The sequence below is a fragment of the Allobosea sp. 05T422_2 genome (assembly GCF_056396265.1).
Map to the genome: position 1 here is coordinate 26994 of NZ_JBFTLD010000005.1, position 16263 is coordinate 43256.

Sequence of the window (16263 nt, forward strand, 5' to 3'; positions counted from 1 at the left end):
TTATTTCGTTTCGGGCTGCGCGACCGGCCGTCACAAGCCCCAGGGCAGGCCGAGCATCTTCCAGACCGCGAAGAGCGCCGTCCACAACACGAACATCCAGACGACATAGGGCAGCATCAGGGAGACGATCGTGCCGACACCTGCGGTCTTGTCGTATTTCTGGGCGAAGCCCACGACGAGGGCGAAATAGGCGTTGAGCGGTGTGATCGCGTTCATCGGGGAATCGCCGACGCGATAGGCGGCCAGCACCGCTTCCGGCTCGACGCCGAGCTTCATCAGCAGCGGCACGAAGACGGGCGCGAAGATCGCCCATTTTGCAATCGCGCCGGTCAGCAGCAGGTCGATGATCGCGACCACGACGATGAAGCCGAGCAGCAGCGGCAGCGCGCCGATATTGGCCGACTGCAGGACGCCCGACAGGCTGAGCGCCATGACGGTGCCCATGTTGGTATAGGTGAAATAGGCGACGAACTGGCTCAGCACGAAGAACAGGAAGATCGTGCCGCCGAGATTCTTGATCGACTTCTCGATCGCCGCGATCACCTCCGGCAACGTCCGCAAGGTCCCGGCTCCGATGCCATAGGCCCAGCCCGTGGTGAGGAACATCAGCATGATCAGTGCGATCAGCCCGTTCATGAAGGGCGAGTTGCCGATCAGCTCGCCGGTTGTCGGATTGCGCAGCGGCGCCCCCGGCGGCAGTGTCAACAGACAGAACACCGCAACCAGCGCGAGCAGGCMGAGCCCCGCGAAGCGCAGTCCACGCGTTTCCTGATCGGACAACGAAGCGCCCTGCTCCGTCGTGGTGCCTTCGGCCGCCAGCTTCGGATCGTAGACGCCAAGGCGCGGTGCGATCATCCGGTCGGTGATGAAGGCGATGACGACGGTGAGGAACAGCACCGAGGCGATCGAGAACCAGACATTGGAAGCCAGGCCGATCGAGCGGTTCGGATCAACGAGATGGGCGGCGTCATTGGTGAACTCGACGAGAACGGCGTCGAGCGGCTTGATCAGCATATTGACCGTGAAGGCTCCGGCCACGGCAGCAAAGCCGAGCGCGAGGCCGGCGAGCGGATGACGCCCAACGGCGAGATAGGCAATGCCGGCGAGCGGGATCAGGACCAGATAGCCCGCATCCGCGGCAATGCTGGCGAGGATGCCGACGAAGGCCAGGATATAGGTCAGCGCCCAACCCGGCGACACGATGACGAGCTTCCGGATCAGCGCCGTCACCAGGCCGGATTCCTCGGCCACGCCGGCCCCGATCATCGCGACGATCATCAGCCCCACGGCGGTGAAGCTCATGAAGTTCGGAATCAGCGACGAATAGATGAAGCGAATGCCTTCGACGTTGAGCAGGCTGCGTATCGCCGTGCTCGCCATCTCGACCTTATGGGTGTCGGGATTGATGCGCTCGAAGGTGACCGCCGCGCCGAACAGGCTGAGCACGGCCGACAGCACCATGACGATGGCGATGAGGATGAGGAAGATGACGACGGGATGGGGAACCATGTTCCCCACTTTCTCGACCGTATCGAGAAATCTCTGCATCGTTGTCTTTGACGCGACGTTCCCGGTAGACATGTCTTGCCCTCCCCTAAGCCTTGGACTTCGGCCCCACGGGGGGTCGCGATGAGCAGGTGTGCCGCCGGAATCGTTGCCGAGGCGGTCATACCGGCAACTTAATTCCCTGCGCGCCGAGGGCATCGGCACAGAATCCCAAAGCTTGGACCGCCTGTCCCAAAGTTGACGGCAAGCTTGCTGCCTCCGGATGGGTTCTTTATCCTGACACAGCCGCTCGAGATCCTCCGATCTCCTATTTGCAGATTGGGGACGTCGACGTGACACCGACGCACGGTAAGGCATGCAAGAGCAATTCGGTAAGCCCGTTACTGCGTGCAATGCTTGGCGCGCGCCCGAATCCTGGGGCTCTTTGACCATGGGCCGCCGCCTCGACACCTTGGGGATGAGCCTGGCGGGACTTGCCGTCGCGTTCGGCCTCAGTGCTTGCGCTTCGGCGCCACGCGGATTGCTTCAACCTGTCGAGCCCGTTGCCGGTACCGACCGTGTGAACATGCTTGCCGCGACGACGCGCGCTCCCTCGGCGGAAGCGGGTGTTCTGTTCAGCGGCGAGCGCGGAGATACGGTCTCGTTCAGCAATATCGTCGTCTCGATCCCCAAGGATCGGGAGGTCGGTACCATCCAGCTGCCGCGCACGGCTCCCGGCAATGCGGCAACGGATTTTGTCGTCACCTCGACCGCGCCGGTCGCCAAGACGGACCTCGTCAAATGGTTCAAGTCGACGGGCGGGCGCAAGCGCCGGGTCTTCGTCTTCGTCCACGGCTTCAACACGCCGTTCGACCGCGCCGTCTTTCGTTTCGCGCAGTTGACCCATGACGCCGATGCCGATGCGTCCCCGGTCCTGTTCTCGTGGCCGTCGCGCGGCCATCTGCTCGACTACAGCCGGGATTTCGACAATGCATCGTATTCCCGCTCGGATCTCGCTTATCTGCTGAAGGCGGCTGCAAGTAGCCCCTCTGTCGGCGAAATCGTCATCCTCGCCCATTCCATGGGGAGCTGGCCTGCCGTCGAGGCCGTCAGGCAGATCGCTCTCGAGCAGGGCGGCGTCCCCCGGAAGATCAACAATCTCATTCTGGCCTCGCCCGATCTCGATGTCGGCGTGTTTCGCCGGCAAGTCGAGGACATGGGCTCCCAGCGTCCGCAGATCACGCTTTTCGTCTCGCAGAACGACAGGGCGCTGCAGCTCTCCCGCTTCATTTCCCGCGGAGCGACGCGCCTCGGCGGCATCGACCTGACGCGCGACGAGTACCAGCAGCAGCTGGCGGGGTTGTCAGGCATCACGGTGCTGGATCTCAGCGCCATCAATGCCGGCGACCGCATCAATCACGACCTCTTTGCCGCCAGCCCCGATGCGGTCCGCCTCATTGGAGGCCGGCTGCTCCAAGGCCAGGTCATCACCGATTCCGACGTTTCCACTCCGCTGATGGCTGCGGATGCGCTCGGTTCGGCCGCCAGCCTGATCGTTACCGCGCCGATTCGCGTCTTCGACGCAGCGTCCCCGCGCCAGTAGCGAGCCAAGTGCCGCAAGAGGACCACCTGCTTCCTCCTGATAACGACAATTCTCGGCGGTTTATTGCTTGCCATTGCTAGCTCCGAGCGTCACAGTTTCTTCACGGAACTGAGAAACATTGACCTCCCGTTGGTACGCGGGGCCAAGATTAACGTAACGCTATCGCGAGGAGAATGCCGTGTCGGCTCTCTCTAGTACCAATTCAGGGATCCCGGGCGGAGCGGTCTTCGTTCAGAACTTCTCGACCAAGGGACTGCCCGCGGAGGATCAGTTCGACGCGTGGCGTTCTCTGCTCTCCGAGACGATCGATCTCTTGCCTACGCCGAACGCGTCCGAGCCATTCGACGCCGAGTTCTCCTCGTGGAGCTTCGGCGACGTCGTTCTGACCAGGACGCTCTACGCCGACGCCCCCGCTCGCCATTGGCGGCACAGGCCGCGGTCCTTCATGGATCATTGGTGCGTCGTGCTCGCGCATTCCTGTTCGCCTGAGTGCAACCTGCTTTCCCTGAGCCCCCCCGAGCGGCAAGGCAATCTCAGCTTCCGCTCGCTCGCCATGCCGTTCGAAGGCCAGGCCGAGGACACGGAAGTCCTGACGCTGTTCCTGCCTCGTAACTTTTGCCAGGAGGAACTCGTCGATTTCGAGCGGGCGCACGATCTGGAAATCAATCCCGAACTCGGGGCGCTGCTCACGGGCTATATGGAGAACCTCGCCCGACAACTGCCGCATATCTCGGTGGAGCATGCGCAGGGCCTCGCCACCGCGACGCGTTCGCTGGTCGCGGCCTGCATCGCGCCGCGGGTCGAACGTTCCGAGGCTGCGGAGGTGCCGCTGACCTCCCTTCTGATCGATCGTGCCCGGCGCGTCGTCCGGCAGAACATGGCCTCCCCCGAGTTTGGTCCCGAGCGGCTGGCGCGCCTCATGGCGATGTCCCGCTCCAAGCTCTACCGGCTGTTCGAGAGCACGGGTGGCGTGGCTCATTTCATCAATCGCGAAAGGCTTCGCGAGGCGCATCGCCGACTCGCATCGACTCGCGATGCCCTGTCGATCCACGTCATCGGCAATGAAGTGGGCTTTATCGATCATTCGACCTTCAGCCGGGCGTTCCGACGTGAGTTCGGCTACAGCCCCACCGAGGCGCGCGAACGGCACCTGACCAAATTCTCCTCGCTCCCATCTGGACTTGCCCAGCAGGATGCGGCGCTGGACGATGCAGCGGGAGGGAGCGGAGATGAACGCGCCGCACACAGCCTTGCCGACTAGCCGAAGAGCATGAGGTTCTCGGCATGAAGGGGGCGACGGGGCGCCTCTCCTTTCTCTACGCGGCCCTTTTCTTCGAGCTCGGCGTCAATCTGCCGTTCTTTCCGCTCTGGCTGCGCGCGCAATCGCTTGGTGACGATGCGATCGGCATCGTGCTTGCCGCACCGCTGCTGACCCGCATCATCGCAAATCCGGTCGTTGGCGTCCTCGCGGACCGGAGCGTGCGCATGACCATTGCGCTGGTTGCCTGCTCGGTGGCTGTCGTCATCGGCACAGGTTTTCTCGCCTTTGCCGCGGGCTTCCTGCCAATCCTGCTGCTGGTGATTGCGATCGCGCTCGCCCAGGGTCCACTGATCGCCCTCACCGATGCCGTAACCCTGCGCAGCCTYGAGGGCTTGCGCTCGGCAGAGCTGCGCTACGGGCGGATTCGCCTGTGGGGCTCGGCGGGCTTTGCGCTCGCCAACCTCTCGGCGGGCTGGATGCTCGACTGGCTGCCGATCTCGTCCATCATCGGAATGTTGCTGCTGTCGGCGCTTGCGACCGCGCTTGCCACGGTCGCCGCCGCAACCATTCGCCTGCCGGAGAGATCAGCCGCTCCCCACGAGAGGGCCGGGTTGGTGGAGAGGCCGCATCTGCTGATCCTGACGATTGCCGGGGCGGCACTCGTCCAGGCGAGCCACGCTGCCGTCTACGGGTTCAGCACGTTGCACTGGCAAAGCCTCGGCATTTCCGGKGGTACCATGGGAAGCCTCTGGGCGGCKGGCATCGCGTCGGAGATCACATTCTTCAGCCTGCTCGGATACGTCATCCGCGGCTCGGCCGGAGCAGGCGTCCTGCTCGCCGCCAGCGGCGCTGTCGCCACATTGCGCTGGGCCGGCATGGCTCTCGACCCGGATATAGCCTTCGTCGTCCTGCTGCAGCTGACGCATGGCCTGACCTTCGGCGCGACGCATCTGGGCAGCATCTTTCTGCTCGCGAAGTTCGCGCCGCGCAGCATGCTGGCCCAGGCTCAGGCCTGGCTTGCCGCCGGATGGGCCGGGGTGATGGCGGCTCTGACGACCCTTGCCGGCTATCTCTACGGCTCGTGGGGGGAGCATGTTTATGGCCTGATGGCGATCGCTTCCGGCATCGGCTTCCTCTTGCTGATCCCTGTCGCAGCCAGCCTGAGACGGGAGGATACGGCTCCGCAGCAAGGACCTCCGGACGCCGAGTACCCTGTCCCAAAATTGGGATGACCAGCGCAGAGTTGGGATTCTGAGCTAATCCGCGCTTCCCGGACTGTTGGTAGCGTCCGTCCCTGCCGCCCGAAGAGATTGGCGACGGACACTTGTCTTGCGCCMGAGGTTCCACGGCCTCTGCCTCGCGGTTGCCAGAGGAAGAACATGATGCTTTTGAACGGCTTGCGAGAGAACCCGTTCCCCGCGAATGGCAGGATCGTTGCAAGAACTCCGCCGTGTGCGAGGGCGGCGCTGCGAGGGCCGAAGGCATGAGCGTGCGTCGCGGCCCTGGTCCCTCCCGGTCTCTGCATGCAGCCGCGCTGACCGTCATTGCACTCGCCTCCGCAGCCTGCCAGCGCGAGGCCGACGAGGCCCCGCCGCCCGTGCGGATCGTCCGCACGATCACGGTCGACGAGCCCCGCCAGGCAGCGGACATCAATTTCACCGGCCATATCGAAGCGCAGGACCAGGCGTCGCTCTCCTTCCGCATCGGTGGCCGGCTGGCGGAGAGGCGCGTCGCGGTCGGCGCGACGGTACGCGAGGGAGAGGTCGTTGCCCGCCTCGACCCCGAGAACGAACTCAACGAACTGCGTTCGGCGCGGGCGGCACTCACGGCTGCTCAGGGCCTTCTGAGAAAGGCCGACAACCAGTTGCAGCGCCAGAGCCATCTGCTCCAGCGCAATGTCACGACGCAGGCTGATTTCGAGGCTGCCGAGCAGGGGCGCACGGCTGCCCGGGCTCAGGTCGACGCCGCACAAGCCCGCGTCAATTCCGCAGAAGATGTCGTCGGCTTCACCACCTTGAAGGCCGATGCACCAGGCGTCGTGACCAGGATCGGCGCAGAGCCGGGCGAGGTCGTCGCTGCCGGCCGGATGATCGTGCAACTCGCAAGGCGCGAGGGGCGCGATGCCGTATTCGAGGTGCCCGCCGCATTGATGCGCAGCCTGCCGGCCGATGCGCGCGTGTATGTCGCGCTCACCGGCGATCCCGGCACCACCGTCAGGGGCCGGGTACGCGAGGTCTCGCCCCAGGCCGACCCGGTGACGCGGACCTTCCGAGTCAGGGTCGGCCTCTCAGAGCCTCCGCAGTCCTACCGGCTCGGGACCGCGGTCCTCGGCACGATCCGCGGCAGCGAAGCCTCGGCCATTACCATACCGTCGACGGCGCTGGTGCGCCGCGAGCAGGATACCGGAGCCTGGGTCGTCGATCCCAAGACGCTCACCGTGTCGCTGCGCAAGCTCGACGTCCTCAGCGCCGACCCCGCGACGGCCCTGATCGGCAAGGGCCTGGCACTTGGCGATGTTATTGTCACGGCCGGCGCGAGCCTTTTGCAGGAAGGCCAGCATGTGCGGCTGACCGGGACGGAAACACGATGAGCTTCAACCTCTCGGAATGGGCCCTCAAGAACCGCTCGGTCGTGATCTATCTCATGATCGTCGCCGTCGMGGCCGGCGTGCTCGCCTTCGTGCGGCTTGGCCGCAATGAAGACCCCTCCTTCGTCATCAAGTCGATGGTCGTCTCGGCGGCCTGGCCGGGCGCGACCATGGAGGACACGCTGACGCAGATCACCGAGCGGCTCGAGCGCCAGCTCGAGGAAACGCCCGGCCTCGATTTCGTCCGCAGCTTCACTACGCCCGGCGTGACGACGATCTTCGTCAACCTGAAGCAGTCGGTCCCGGCGCGCCACGTGCAGGACACCTGGTACCGGGTCCGCAATCTCGTCGGGGACATCCGCCATACCCTGCCCCAGGGTGCGGTCGGGCCGTTCTTCAACGATCGCTTCGGCGACACTTTCGGCATCATCTACGGCTTCACCGCAGATGGCTTCACCAGCCGTGAGCTGCGCGACCATGTCGAAGCAGCCCGTTCGCGCCTGCTCCTCGTGCCAGACGTCTCGAAGATCGAGATCATCGGCGCCCAGGACGAGCGCATCTTCGTCGAATTCTCCGTCAGGGAACTCGCCAATCTCGGCATCGATCGCTCGGCCCTGCTCGGCGCCCTGCAGAGCCAGAACGTCGTGCGCCCCGCCGGCATCATCCAGACTGAGGACGAGAAGGTCTCGCTGCGCGTCTCGGGCGCCTTCCAGTCGGAAGCCGATCTGCTGAACGTCAATTTCCCCGTCGGCGATCGCATGGTTCGCCTCGCGGACATCGCCACCGTGCGCCGCGGTCATGCCGATCCGCCTCAGCCGATGTTCCGCGTCAACGGACGGGAAGCGATCGGACTGGGCATCGCGATGCGCGATGGCGGCGATATCCTGGCGCTTGGCAAGAATATCCAGCGTGCAATGGCGACCATCACCGCCAATCTGCCGCTCGGCATCGAGCCGCGCCTGGTCGCCGATCAGGCCGTGACGGTCGATCACGCGATCGACGATTTCATGACCTCGCTCTGGCAGTCGATCGCGATCATCATGGCGGTGAGCTTCATCAGCCTTGGCGTGCGCCCCGGCCTGGTCGTTGCGCTGTCCATTCCGCTGACGCTCGCGGTGGTCTTCGCCGTGATGCTCGTTGCCGGCATCGACATGCAGCGGATCTCGCTCGGTGCGCTGATCATCGCGCTCGCCCTGCTCGTCGACGACGCCATGACGACGACCGACGCGATGGTGACGCGTCTCGCCGCCGGCGAGGAGAAGGCAAAGGCTGCGACCTACGCCTTCAAGAAATATGCGATGGCGATGCTTGCCGGAACCCTGGTGACGATCGCCGGCTTCGTGCCGATCGGTTTTGCAGCAAGTTCGGCCGGCGAATACACATTCACCCTCTTTGCCGTGGTCAGCATCGCCCTGGTGGTGTCCTGGTTCGTGGCGGTGATCTTTGCACCGGTGCTTGGCGTCGCGATGCTGAAGGCGCCGGATCCGGCATCGAGCAATGCCGGCCCCGGCAGGGTCGAACGAACCTTCCGGCAGCTCCTGTCCGGGGCCATCAGGCTGCGCTGGGCGACCATCGCGGTGACGCTCGCATTGTTCGTCGCCTCCGTCCTCGCCCTGCCGCTGGTGCCCCGCCAGTTCTTCCCCGCCTCCGACCGGCCCGAGCTTCTGGTCGACCTGACACTGCCGCAGAACGCCTCGATCTATGCGAGCGAGCAGCTCGCGACCCGGTTCGACGCGGCACTCAAGGGCAACCCGGATGTCGATCGCTGGAGCACCTATGTCGGGCGCGGCGCAATCCGCTTCTATCTGCCGCTCAATGCGCAATTGCCCAACGACTTCTTCAGCCAGGCCGTCATCGTCGCCAAGGACGTGCCGGCTCGCGACCGCCTGCAGGCCAAGCTGGAAGAGCTCCTGGCCAAGGAGTTTCCGAATGTCGTCGCGCGCGTCTATCCGCTCGAACTCGGGCCGCCGGTCGGCTGGCCCGTGCAGTACCGCGTCAGCGGGCCCGACATCGCCGAGGTGCGCTCGATCGCGATGAAGCTGGCTCAGGTCGTCGCGACGAGCCCCAAGACCGAGCAGATCAATTTCGATTGGATCGAGCCTGCGCGCGAGCTGCGCCTGCGCGTCGATCAGGATGAGGCACGCCGCCTCGGCCTGAGTTCGCAAGCGCTTGCGGCGATCCTGAACACCGTCGTTTCCGGCACAGTCGTGACCCAGGTGCGCGACGATATCTATCTCGTCGATGTCGTCGTGCGGGCCCAGGACGCCGACCGCGTCTCGCTGGATACGCTGCGGACCATGCAGGTCGCGTTGCCCGGTGGACGCTCCGTGCCGGTGTCGCAGTTCGTGACGTTCAGCTACGGGCTGGACGCGCCGCTGATCTGGCGGCGCGACCGGGTTCCGAACCTGACAGTCGCCGCGGACGTCAAGCCCGGAACGCTGCCGGAGACCGTCGTCTCCGCCTTGCAGCCCTCGATCGACGCGCTGCGGAAGACGTTGTCGCCCGCCTACAGCATCGCCGTCGGAGGAACCGTCGAGGAAAGCGCCAAGTCGCAATCCTCGGTCATTGCTGTCGTGCCGGTCATGCTGCTGATCATGTTCACCGTGCTGATGGCCCAGCTGCGGAGCTTCAGACTGTTCGCTATCGTGCTCAGCATCGCGCCTCTCGGCCTCATCGGCGTGGTCAGCGCACTGCTCGTGTCGGGCAAGCCACTGGGTTTCGTCGCCCTGCTCGGCATCCTGGCGCTGATCGGCATCATCACCAAGAACGCGGTGATCCTGGTCGGCCAGATCGAGGCCGAGCGGGCCAGCGGCAAGAGTGTCGTCGAGGCGGCGCTCGACGCCAGCAGCACGCGCTTCCGGCCTATCATGCTGACGGCGGTCTCGACGGTGCTCGGCATGATCCCGATCGCCCCAACGGTGTTCTGGGGCCCGATGGCCTTCGCCATCATGGGCGGCCTCCTGGTCGCGACCGTCCTCACTCTCATCCTGCTGCCCGTGCTTTATGTCGCCGTCTTCGGCGCAGGCTCGCCCACACCGAGCAAGACGAAAGCCCGGGCGACGGCCGCTGCGGGAGTTTCTTCGCGATGAGACCGATCTCAGCCATCCGGTTCCAGCCCTCGGCCACGCGCATTCTCCGCGCCGCTGCCGCCTCGATGTTCGTCCTGGCGCTCGCTGCCTGCCAGAACCAGGAGGCCGCCCCTTCGGAGGGCCGCCCGGTCCGCGTGGTCAAGGTCGAGGCCGGCAAACTCGCCAACGACATCAAGCTGAGCGGCGAGATCCAGGCCGAGAAGAATGTCGGACTCGGCTTCCGCATCGGCGGCCGTGTCGCCGAGCGGCCGGTCAATGTCGGAGATCGCGTCGCAGCCGGACAGATCGTTGCCCGCCTTGACCCCTCGCTCGAACGCAACGCTCTGACGGCCGCCAAGGCAACGCTCGAAGCGGCCCGCGGCGAGGTGAACACGACGCGAAACACGTTCGAGCGTCAGGAACGGCTGATGGCGCAGGGCTTCACCACCCGGCCTCGTTTCGATCAGTCGCTCAAGGCGCAAGAGGCCGCGCAGGCCCAGCTCGAGGACGCCGAAGCGCAAGTCGAGCTGGCACAGGACCGGCTTGGCTTCACCGAATTGCGCGCAGGCGTCTCGGGCGTCGTAACCGCGCGCAGCATCGAGCCCGGCGAAGTCGTGCAGGCTGGGCAAGTCGTGCTTCAACTGGCGCGCGAAGACGGCCGTGACGCCGTCTTCAACGTGCCCGCCACGCTGCTGGAAACGCTGGAAGGCGACACTCCGATCCGGGTCGCTCTCGCCGAGGCTCCGACAGTGCGCGCATTTGGCCGTGTCCGAGAGGTGGCCCCGCAAGCCGACCCCGTGACCCGGACCTTTGCGGTCAGGATCGGCCTGATCGATCCGCCGGAGGAGATGCGGCTGGGATCGACCGTGGTCGGGACCATGGAGCTCACCTCGGCCTCCATCGTCTCCGTTCCGGCCAGCGCCCTGACCCAGCAGGACCTGTCGCCGGCAGTCTGGATCGTCGACCCCGTGAAGTCGACGGTCTCGCTGCGCAATGTCGACGTCCTGCGCTTCGACCCCGGCCTCGTCATCGTCTCGCAGGGGCTCGAGCCCGGCGACGTCATCGTCTCCGGAGGTATTCAGGCGTTGCACCCAGGCCAACGCGTGCAGCCGCTTCCCGCCGCGCGCGAGGCCGGCCGCACTGMGGCGGCGGCCCGGCCGCCGGGAAGCCCGGCGCTCCCGCCTTCGTGACGCATGAGGCCCMTTCTCCGCCGCGGGCGGACCCCTGCAACCAGAGGGTATCCTGGCAGGATCACACCATTCACCAGTCAAGCGATGCCATGATGTCCTCTCGGAGACATTCTATGGAGATCATCCCCGCGGTCGGCGAGGCTGAAAGACTCAGAACCGAACTCCTCGTCGTCGGCGTATTCAGCGGCGGCGCATTGGTCGGGTCGGCGCGGCGTCTCGACGAACGGGCAGCCGGCAAGCTGTCCGCGATTGTCGGGCGCGGCGAACTTGGCGAGGCCGCCGGCGCAACCTTGCTGCTCCATCATTTGCCGGGCTCCGTCGCGACCCGCATCCTGCTCGTCAGCCTCGGCAAGCCCGAAGCCTTCTCCGACCGCGCCTATCTGCGGGCTCTTTCGGCAACGGCGAAGATCATCGCGGAGAGCGTCGTCGCCGAAGCCGTCATCGCCCTGGCCGAACACGAGGTCCCCAAGCGCAGCTTGAACTGGCAGGTTCAACAGGCTGCGCAAATTCTGGCCGATGGCGGATACGTCTTCGTCCTGCCCGGAACCCATCCTCGCCGCCAGATCGCGCGGCCCCGCCCAGTGCGCAGCATCATGCTGCTCGTTCCGCAGACCCTCACCTCGGAACTCCTCGGCGCGCTGCGGCAGGGCATCGCGGTCGCCGAAGGCGTCGCCTTGGCGAAGGATCTTGGCAATCTGCMGGGCAATATCTGCACCCCCGCCTATCTCGCCAGCACCGCGAAGGAGATGGGGAGGGAGTTCGGCTTCAATGTCGAAGTCCTGGAGCGCGAGGATCTCGAAGCGCTCGGCATGGGCGCCTTTTTGGTCGTCGGCAGGGGCTCCGCCAATCCCTGCAAGCTCGTCGTGATGCAGTCCAATGRACGCAAGAGCCGGAGCCGGCCGATCGTCCTCGTCGGGAAGGGCATCACCTTCGATATCGGAGGCACGCCGCTGACCCCGGGAGGCGACCCCGACGAAATGAAGTTCAACATGAGCGGTGCCGGCTGCGTTCTGGGGGTGATGCGTACGGTCGCCCGACTGGAGCTGCCGATCAATGTCGTTGGACTGATCGCCGCGGCCGAGAACATGCCGGGCGGCAGCGCCAGCCGCCCCGGCGACATCGTCACCTCGATGTCGGGCCAGACCATCGAGATCCGGACCCACGAGGCCGAGGGGCGGCTGCTGCTGTGCGATGTCCTGACCTATGCCGAGCGCTTCTCGCCGGCCTGCGTCATCGATGTCGCGACCTTGACCGAGGCTTGCGTCGTGGCGCTGGGTTCGCATGCGAGCGGCCTCTTCGCCAATGACGATGCGCTCGCTGCGGAACTCCTGAGATGCGGGGGCGTGTCGGGCGATCGTGTCTGGCAGCTCCCGATCTGGGACGACTATTTCGGCCAGCTCGGCAGCAGCTTTGCCGATACCAGCAATCTCGGGGGGCCTGCGGCCGGCGCGATCACCGCCGCCTGCTTTCTCGCCCGCTTCGCCAGGGCCTATCCCTGGGCCCATCTGGATATTGCCGGCACCGCGTCGATCTCCGGCGCCACCAAGGCCTCGACCGGCCGGCCGGTACCACTGCTCGCCGAATTCCTCATCGGCCGCGCCGCGGAAGCAGCGTCGCCGAATGGCCTTTCCCTCCCCTCCCCCTCAGCAATGGAGCTGCACTCATGAGCGATCTGGTTTTCATCGGCTTCCCGACCGAACAAAAGGCCGAAGAGGTCCGTCAGAAGGTCCTTTCCCTCCAGCGCGAATATCTGATCGAGCTCGGCGACGCCGTTGTCGTCGTCAAGGACGAGAAGGGACAGGTCAAACTCAACCAGATGATGAACCTGACGGCGGCAGGCGCAGCGTCGGGCGCCCTCTGGGGCACCTTGATCGGCTTCATCTTCCTCGCCCCGCTGCTGGGCACGGCTCTCGGTGCGGCCTCAGGCGCGTTGGGCGGAAAGCTCAGCGATGTCGGCATCAACGACCAGTTCATGAAGGACGCGGCCAGCGCCTTGCAGCCCAACACCGCCGGGCTCTTCCTGCTGATCCGCAAGATGACCACCGACAAGGTCCTTGCCGACCTGAAGGGCGTCGGCGGCACGCTGATGAGCACCTCCTTCGACGAGACCAAGGAGGCTGCGCTGCGTGAGGCGCTGGCAGCCAGCGCCAGCGCCAGTGCCGAAGCGGCTCCTCCGGCCGCCACATGACGCTGGACTGGGGCGCCGGAGCGGGAGCAGAACAGGCCCAATGGGCCATCGCGACGGCGCGCCTCGACGATTTCCGCCCCCTGCTGCCAGCAGAGGAGGAGGTCGTCGCCAAGCTTCTCAGCGGGACTTTCGACCGCCTGGGAGATGGCTCGCGCCCGGAGAAACCTGGCCCGGCGCGGGTCATTCGCGCATCCTTCCTGCGCTTTCTCATGCTCGGAGGCGAGGAAGGCTGTCGGCCCCACGAAAAGGGCGTCAGGATCAGCGGCGCCTGGATCACGGATGTTCTCGATCTCGAAGCCTGTCGCGTCTTTCGCGACATCGGCCTGAACGATTGCCATTTCGAGGCCGCGCCGATCTTCAGGGCCGCGATCATCAACCGCCTGTTCCTGGACGGCTCCTCGCTTCCCGGGCTCCAGGCTGAGCGGCTCGAGGCACGCGGCGGCGTTTATCTGCGCGGCGCGGAGGTCACTGGCGAGGTTGATCTCGTTCAGTCGCGTCTGGGCGGCAATCTTGAATGCGATGGCGCCACCATTCGCGCACCAAGCGGCTACGCGCTGCTCGCCCCGAGCCTGGAGGCACGCAACGTCCTGCTGCGGGGGGCGACACTACGGGGCGGCATCAACCTGTCCGGTGCAGTGCTTGCCGCAGATCTCGACTGTGCCGGCGCCACCGTCACCCGCACTGACGGCATTGCAATCGATGCCAACGAAATCGAGAACCGCGGCAGCGTCGTGCTGCGCAGCGCGCGCATCGAAGGCGAGATCCGGCTGATCGCCTCGCAGATCGGCGGCGACATCGACTGCTCAGGCGCCGTTCTCGGCACCCCCGGCCAGACTGCGCTGGACATGAGCCGCAGTGCGATCAAGGGCGCGTTCTTCCTGCGCCGGGATGCCCAGGTGAACGGTGCGCTGGTGCTGACCGGCGCTTCGATCGGGACCATCCATGACGAGGCGGCCTGCTGGCCCAAGCAAGGTGATCTTCTCCTGAATCGCTGCCGCTATGGCGCCTTCATCGACGGGCCAGTCGATGCCGAGAGCCGGCTCGACTGGTTGGGGCGGCAGGCGCCCGAGCGCTGGGGCGAGGATTTCTGGCCCCAGCCCTATGAGCAACTGGCCTCCGTCTTCCGCGAGATGGGACATGGCGAGGATTCTCGCGCCGTGCTTGTCGTCAAGGAACGACTGCAACGCCAGGCCCGGCGCAAGCGGGCGGCCAATCCCGTGCTTCGCGGGCTTCTGACAGCCGCCGACGGTGTGCTTGGAATCACCCTTGCCTATGGTCGTCAGCCACTTCTGGCCTTCGTCTGGCTCCTGTTCTTCTGGTTTCTGGGCGTTGCCATCTTCGGTTATGCCGAGCATCGGGGAGCCGTGATGCCCAATAGCGCCGTGGTCCTGCGTTCGCCCGAATGGACCTTGTGCGGCATCGAACGGTCCGAGCAGCGCTCCCTKATCGCCACCCAGCAGACGAGCGGCCTGGCCGAGCCCGGCCAGACCCAGCTCGCCTGCTTCCGCCAGCGCTGGGAGGCCTCGAGCTACCCGGCCTTCAGCCCCTGGATGTACTCGCTCGATACGCTGCTGCCAGTGCTCGACATGGGGCAAAGAACCTTCTGGCGGCCCAATCCGTCCAAGCCTGGCGGTCGCATCGCCATCAACTATTTCTACTTCCAGTCGATCGTCGGCTGGGCTTTGAGCCTGCTGGCAGTTGCCGGTTTTTCGGGATTGGTGAAGTCGCCCTAACCCGGCCGACCCGCCTCGCATTCAGGATGGGAACGACGTGAGCAAAGCCCCGACATCTGCGCGCGCCCCCCGCAGCGGCGATGACAACGCCAAGCGCGAGCCCCTCTCAATCGACCTGGCGCTTCAGGGTGGCGGCGCTCATGGCGCCTTCACCTGGGGCGTGCTGTGCCGGATCCTCGAGGAGGACTGGCTCGAGATCGAGGCGATTTCGGGAACCTCGGCCGGCGCGATGAATGCGGCCGTGCTGGCCTCCGGCTATGCCAAGGGCGGCCGTGCTGGCGCACGCGAGGCACTCGAGCTCTTCTGGCGAAAAGTCTCGGAAGCGGCGCGCTTCAGCCCGTTCCAACGCAGCCCGCTGGACATTCTGCTCGGGCGCTGGACGCTCGACAACTCGCCGCTCTTCGTCGCCATGGACATGATGTCGAGGGTGGTCTCGCCCTACAGCCTGAATCCCACCGGCTCGAACCCGCTGGCCGATATCCTCGCCGAGGTGATCGATTTCGGTAGCCTGGCGACAAGCCCGATCAAGCTCTTCATCACCGCCACAAATGTGCGCACAGGCCGGKGGCGGGTGTTCCGCAACGCCGAGATCACGCCCGACGTGCTGCTGGCCTCTGCCTGCCTGCCGACCCTGTTCCAGGCGGTCGAGATCGATGGCGAGAGCTACTGGGACGGCGGCTATTCCGGCAATCCGACGATGACGCCGCTGATCAAGCACAGCGATGCGCTCGACACCATCCTGGTTCAGATCAACCCGGTCGAGCGACCCGAGACACCGCTTACTGCGCGCGACATCCTGAACCGACTGAACGAGGTGTCGTTCAACGCGGTTCTGCTGAAGGAACTGCGGATGATGGCCCTACTGCGGCAGAAGGCCAATCCCGAGAGCGGCGAGGGCGCGCGCTGGGCCCGCATGCGCCTCCATCGCATCACCAGCGACGCCATGACCGAGCTCGGCTACTCCTCCAAACTCAATGCCGAATGGGAGTTCCTGACCATGCTCCACAACGAGGGAAGGCGCTCGGCAGAGTCCTTCTATCGGGAGCATCGGGACGACATCGGCAAGACCTCGACGCTCGATCTCGACGAATTGACCGAGGGCATCTGAGGATAGCGAGCGGATCTGCCGCGCGCTTCAGCACCGACCT

11 protein-coding genes are annotated in these 16263 nt (G+C 65.5%); 10 read left to right on the forward strand and 1 reads right to left on the reverse strand.

Annotation, left to right across the window (positions count from 1 at the left end):
* Positions 1–30: 30 nt before the first annotated feature.
* Positions 31–1581 (reverse strand): AbgT family transporter, encoded by a 1551-nt coding sequence (locus AC1DJT_RS01870; RefSeq protein ID WP_476833417.1) that lies wholly within the window; start codon positions 1579–1581, stop codon positions 31–33.
* A 355-nt stretch (positions 1582–1936) separates the two neighbouring features.
* Here AC1DJT_RS01870 and AC1DJT_RS01875 point away from each other — a divergent pair, with 355 nt between their 5' ends.
* The 10 genes from AC1DJT_RS01875 to AC1DJT_RS01920 all read left to right on the forward strand — a co-directional run bounded on the left by AC1DJT_RS01875 (position 1937) and on the right by AC1DJT_RS01920 (position 16223).
* Positions 1937–3088, forward strand: coding sequence for an alpha/beta hydrolase (locus tag AC1DJT_RS01875; RefSeq protein WP_441506406.1), 1152 nt, complete (start codon positions 1937–1939; stop codon positions 3086–3088).
* A 178-nt stretch (positions 3089–3266) separates the two neighbouring features.
* Positions 3267–4349: a helix-turn-helix transcriptional regulator gene (locus AC1DJT_RS01880; protein ID WP_441490728.1), complete on the forward strand. Its 1083-nt coding sequence runs from the start codon at positions 3267–3269 to the stop codon at positions 4347–4349.
* A 23-nt stretch (positions 4350–4372) separates the two neighbouring features.
* Complete coding sequence (locus AC1DJT_RS01885) at positions 4373–5581, forward strand: MFS transporter (protein WP_476767617.1); 1209 nt, start codon at positions 4373–4375, stop codon at positions 5579–5581.
* A 251-nt stretch (positions 5582–5832) separates the two neighbouring features.
* A complete protein-coding gene (locus tag AC1DJT_RS01890) occupies positions 5833–6939 on the forward strand; it encodes an efflux RND transporter periplasmic adaptor subunit (protein WP_441490726.1) in 1107 nt (368 codons plus the stop codon).
* Positions 6936–10025, forward strand: a complete 3090-nt coding sequence (locus tag AC1DJT_RS01895; RefSeq protein WP_476833418.1) for an efflux RND transporter permease subunit — start codon at positions 6936–6938, stop codon at positions 10023–10025. The genes AC1DJT_RS01890 and AC1DJT_RS01895 overlap by 4 nt, the downstream gene beginning before the upstream one ends.
* Positions 10022–11194 (forward strand): efflux RND transporter periplasmic adaptor subunit, encoded by a 1173-nt coding sequence (locus AC1DJT_RS01900; protein WP_476833419.1) that lies wholly within the window; start codon positions 10022–10024, stop codon positions 11192–11194. Before AC1DJT_RS01895 ends, AC1DJT_RS01900 begins: the two co-directional genes overlap by 4 nt.
* Before the next feature lie 113 nt (positions 11195–11307).
* Positions 11308–12861 (forward strand): leucyl aminopeptidase, encoded by a 1554-nt coding sequence (locus tag AC1DJT_RS01905; protein ID WP_476833420.1) that lies wholly within the window; start codon positions 11308–11310, stop codon positions 12859–12861.
* A complete protein-coding gene (locus AC1DJT_RS01910; RefSeq protein WP_441490722.1) occupies positions 12858–13382 on the forward strand; it encodes a DUF1269 domain-containing protein in 525 nt (174 codons plus the stop codon). Before AC1DJT_RS01905 ends, AC1DJT_RS01910 begins: the two co-directional genes overlap by 4 nt.
* Positions 13379–15115: a hypothetical protein gene (locus AC1DJT_RS01915; protein WP_476767619.1), complete on the forward strand. Its 1737-nt coding sequence runs from the start codon at positions 13379–13381 to the stop codon at positions 15113–15115. Before AC1DJT_RS01910 ends, AC1DJT_RS01915 begins: the two co-directional genes overlap by 4 nt.
* 37 nt (positions 15116–15152) lie before the next feature.
* Positions 15153–16223 (forward strand): patatin-like phospholipase family protein, encoded by a 1071-nt coding sequence (locus tag AC1DJT_RS01920; protein WP_476833421.1) that lies wholly within the window; start codon positions 15153–15155, stop codon positions 16221–16223.
* Positions 16224–16263 lie beyond the last annotated feature (40 nt).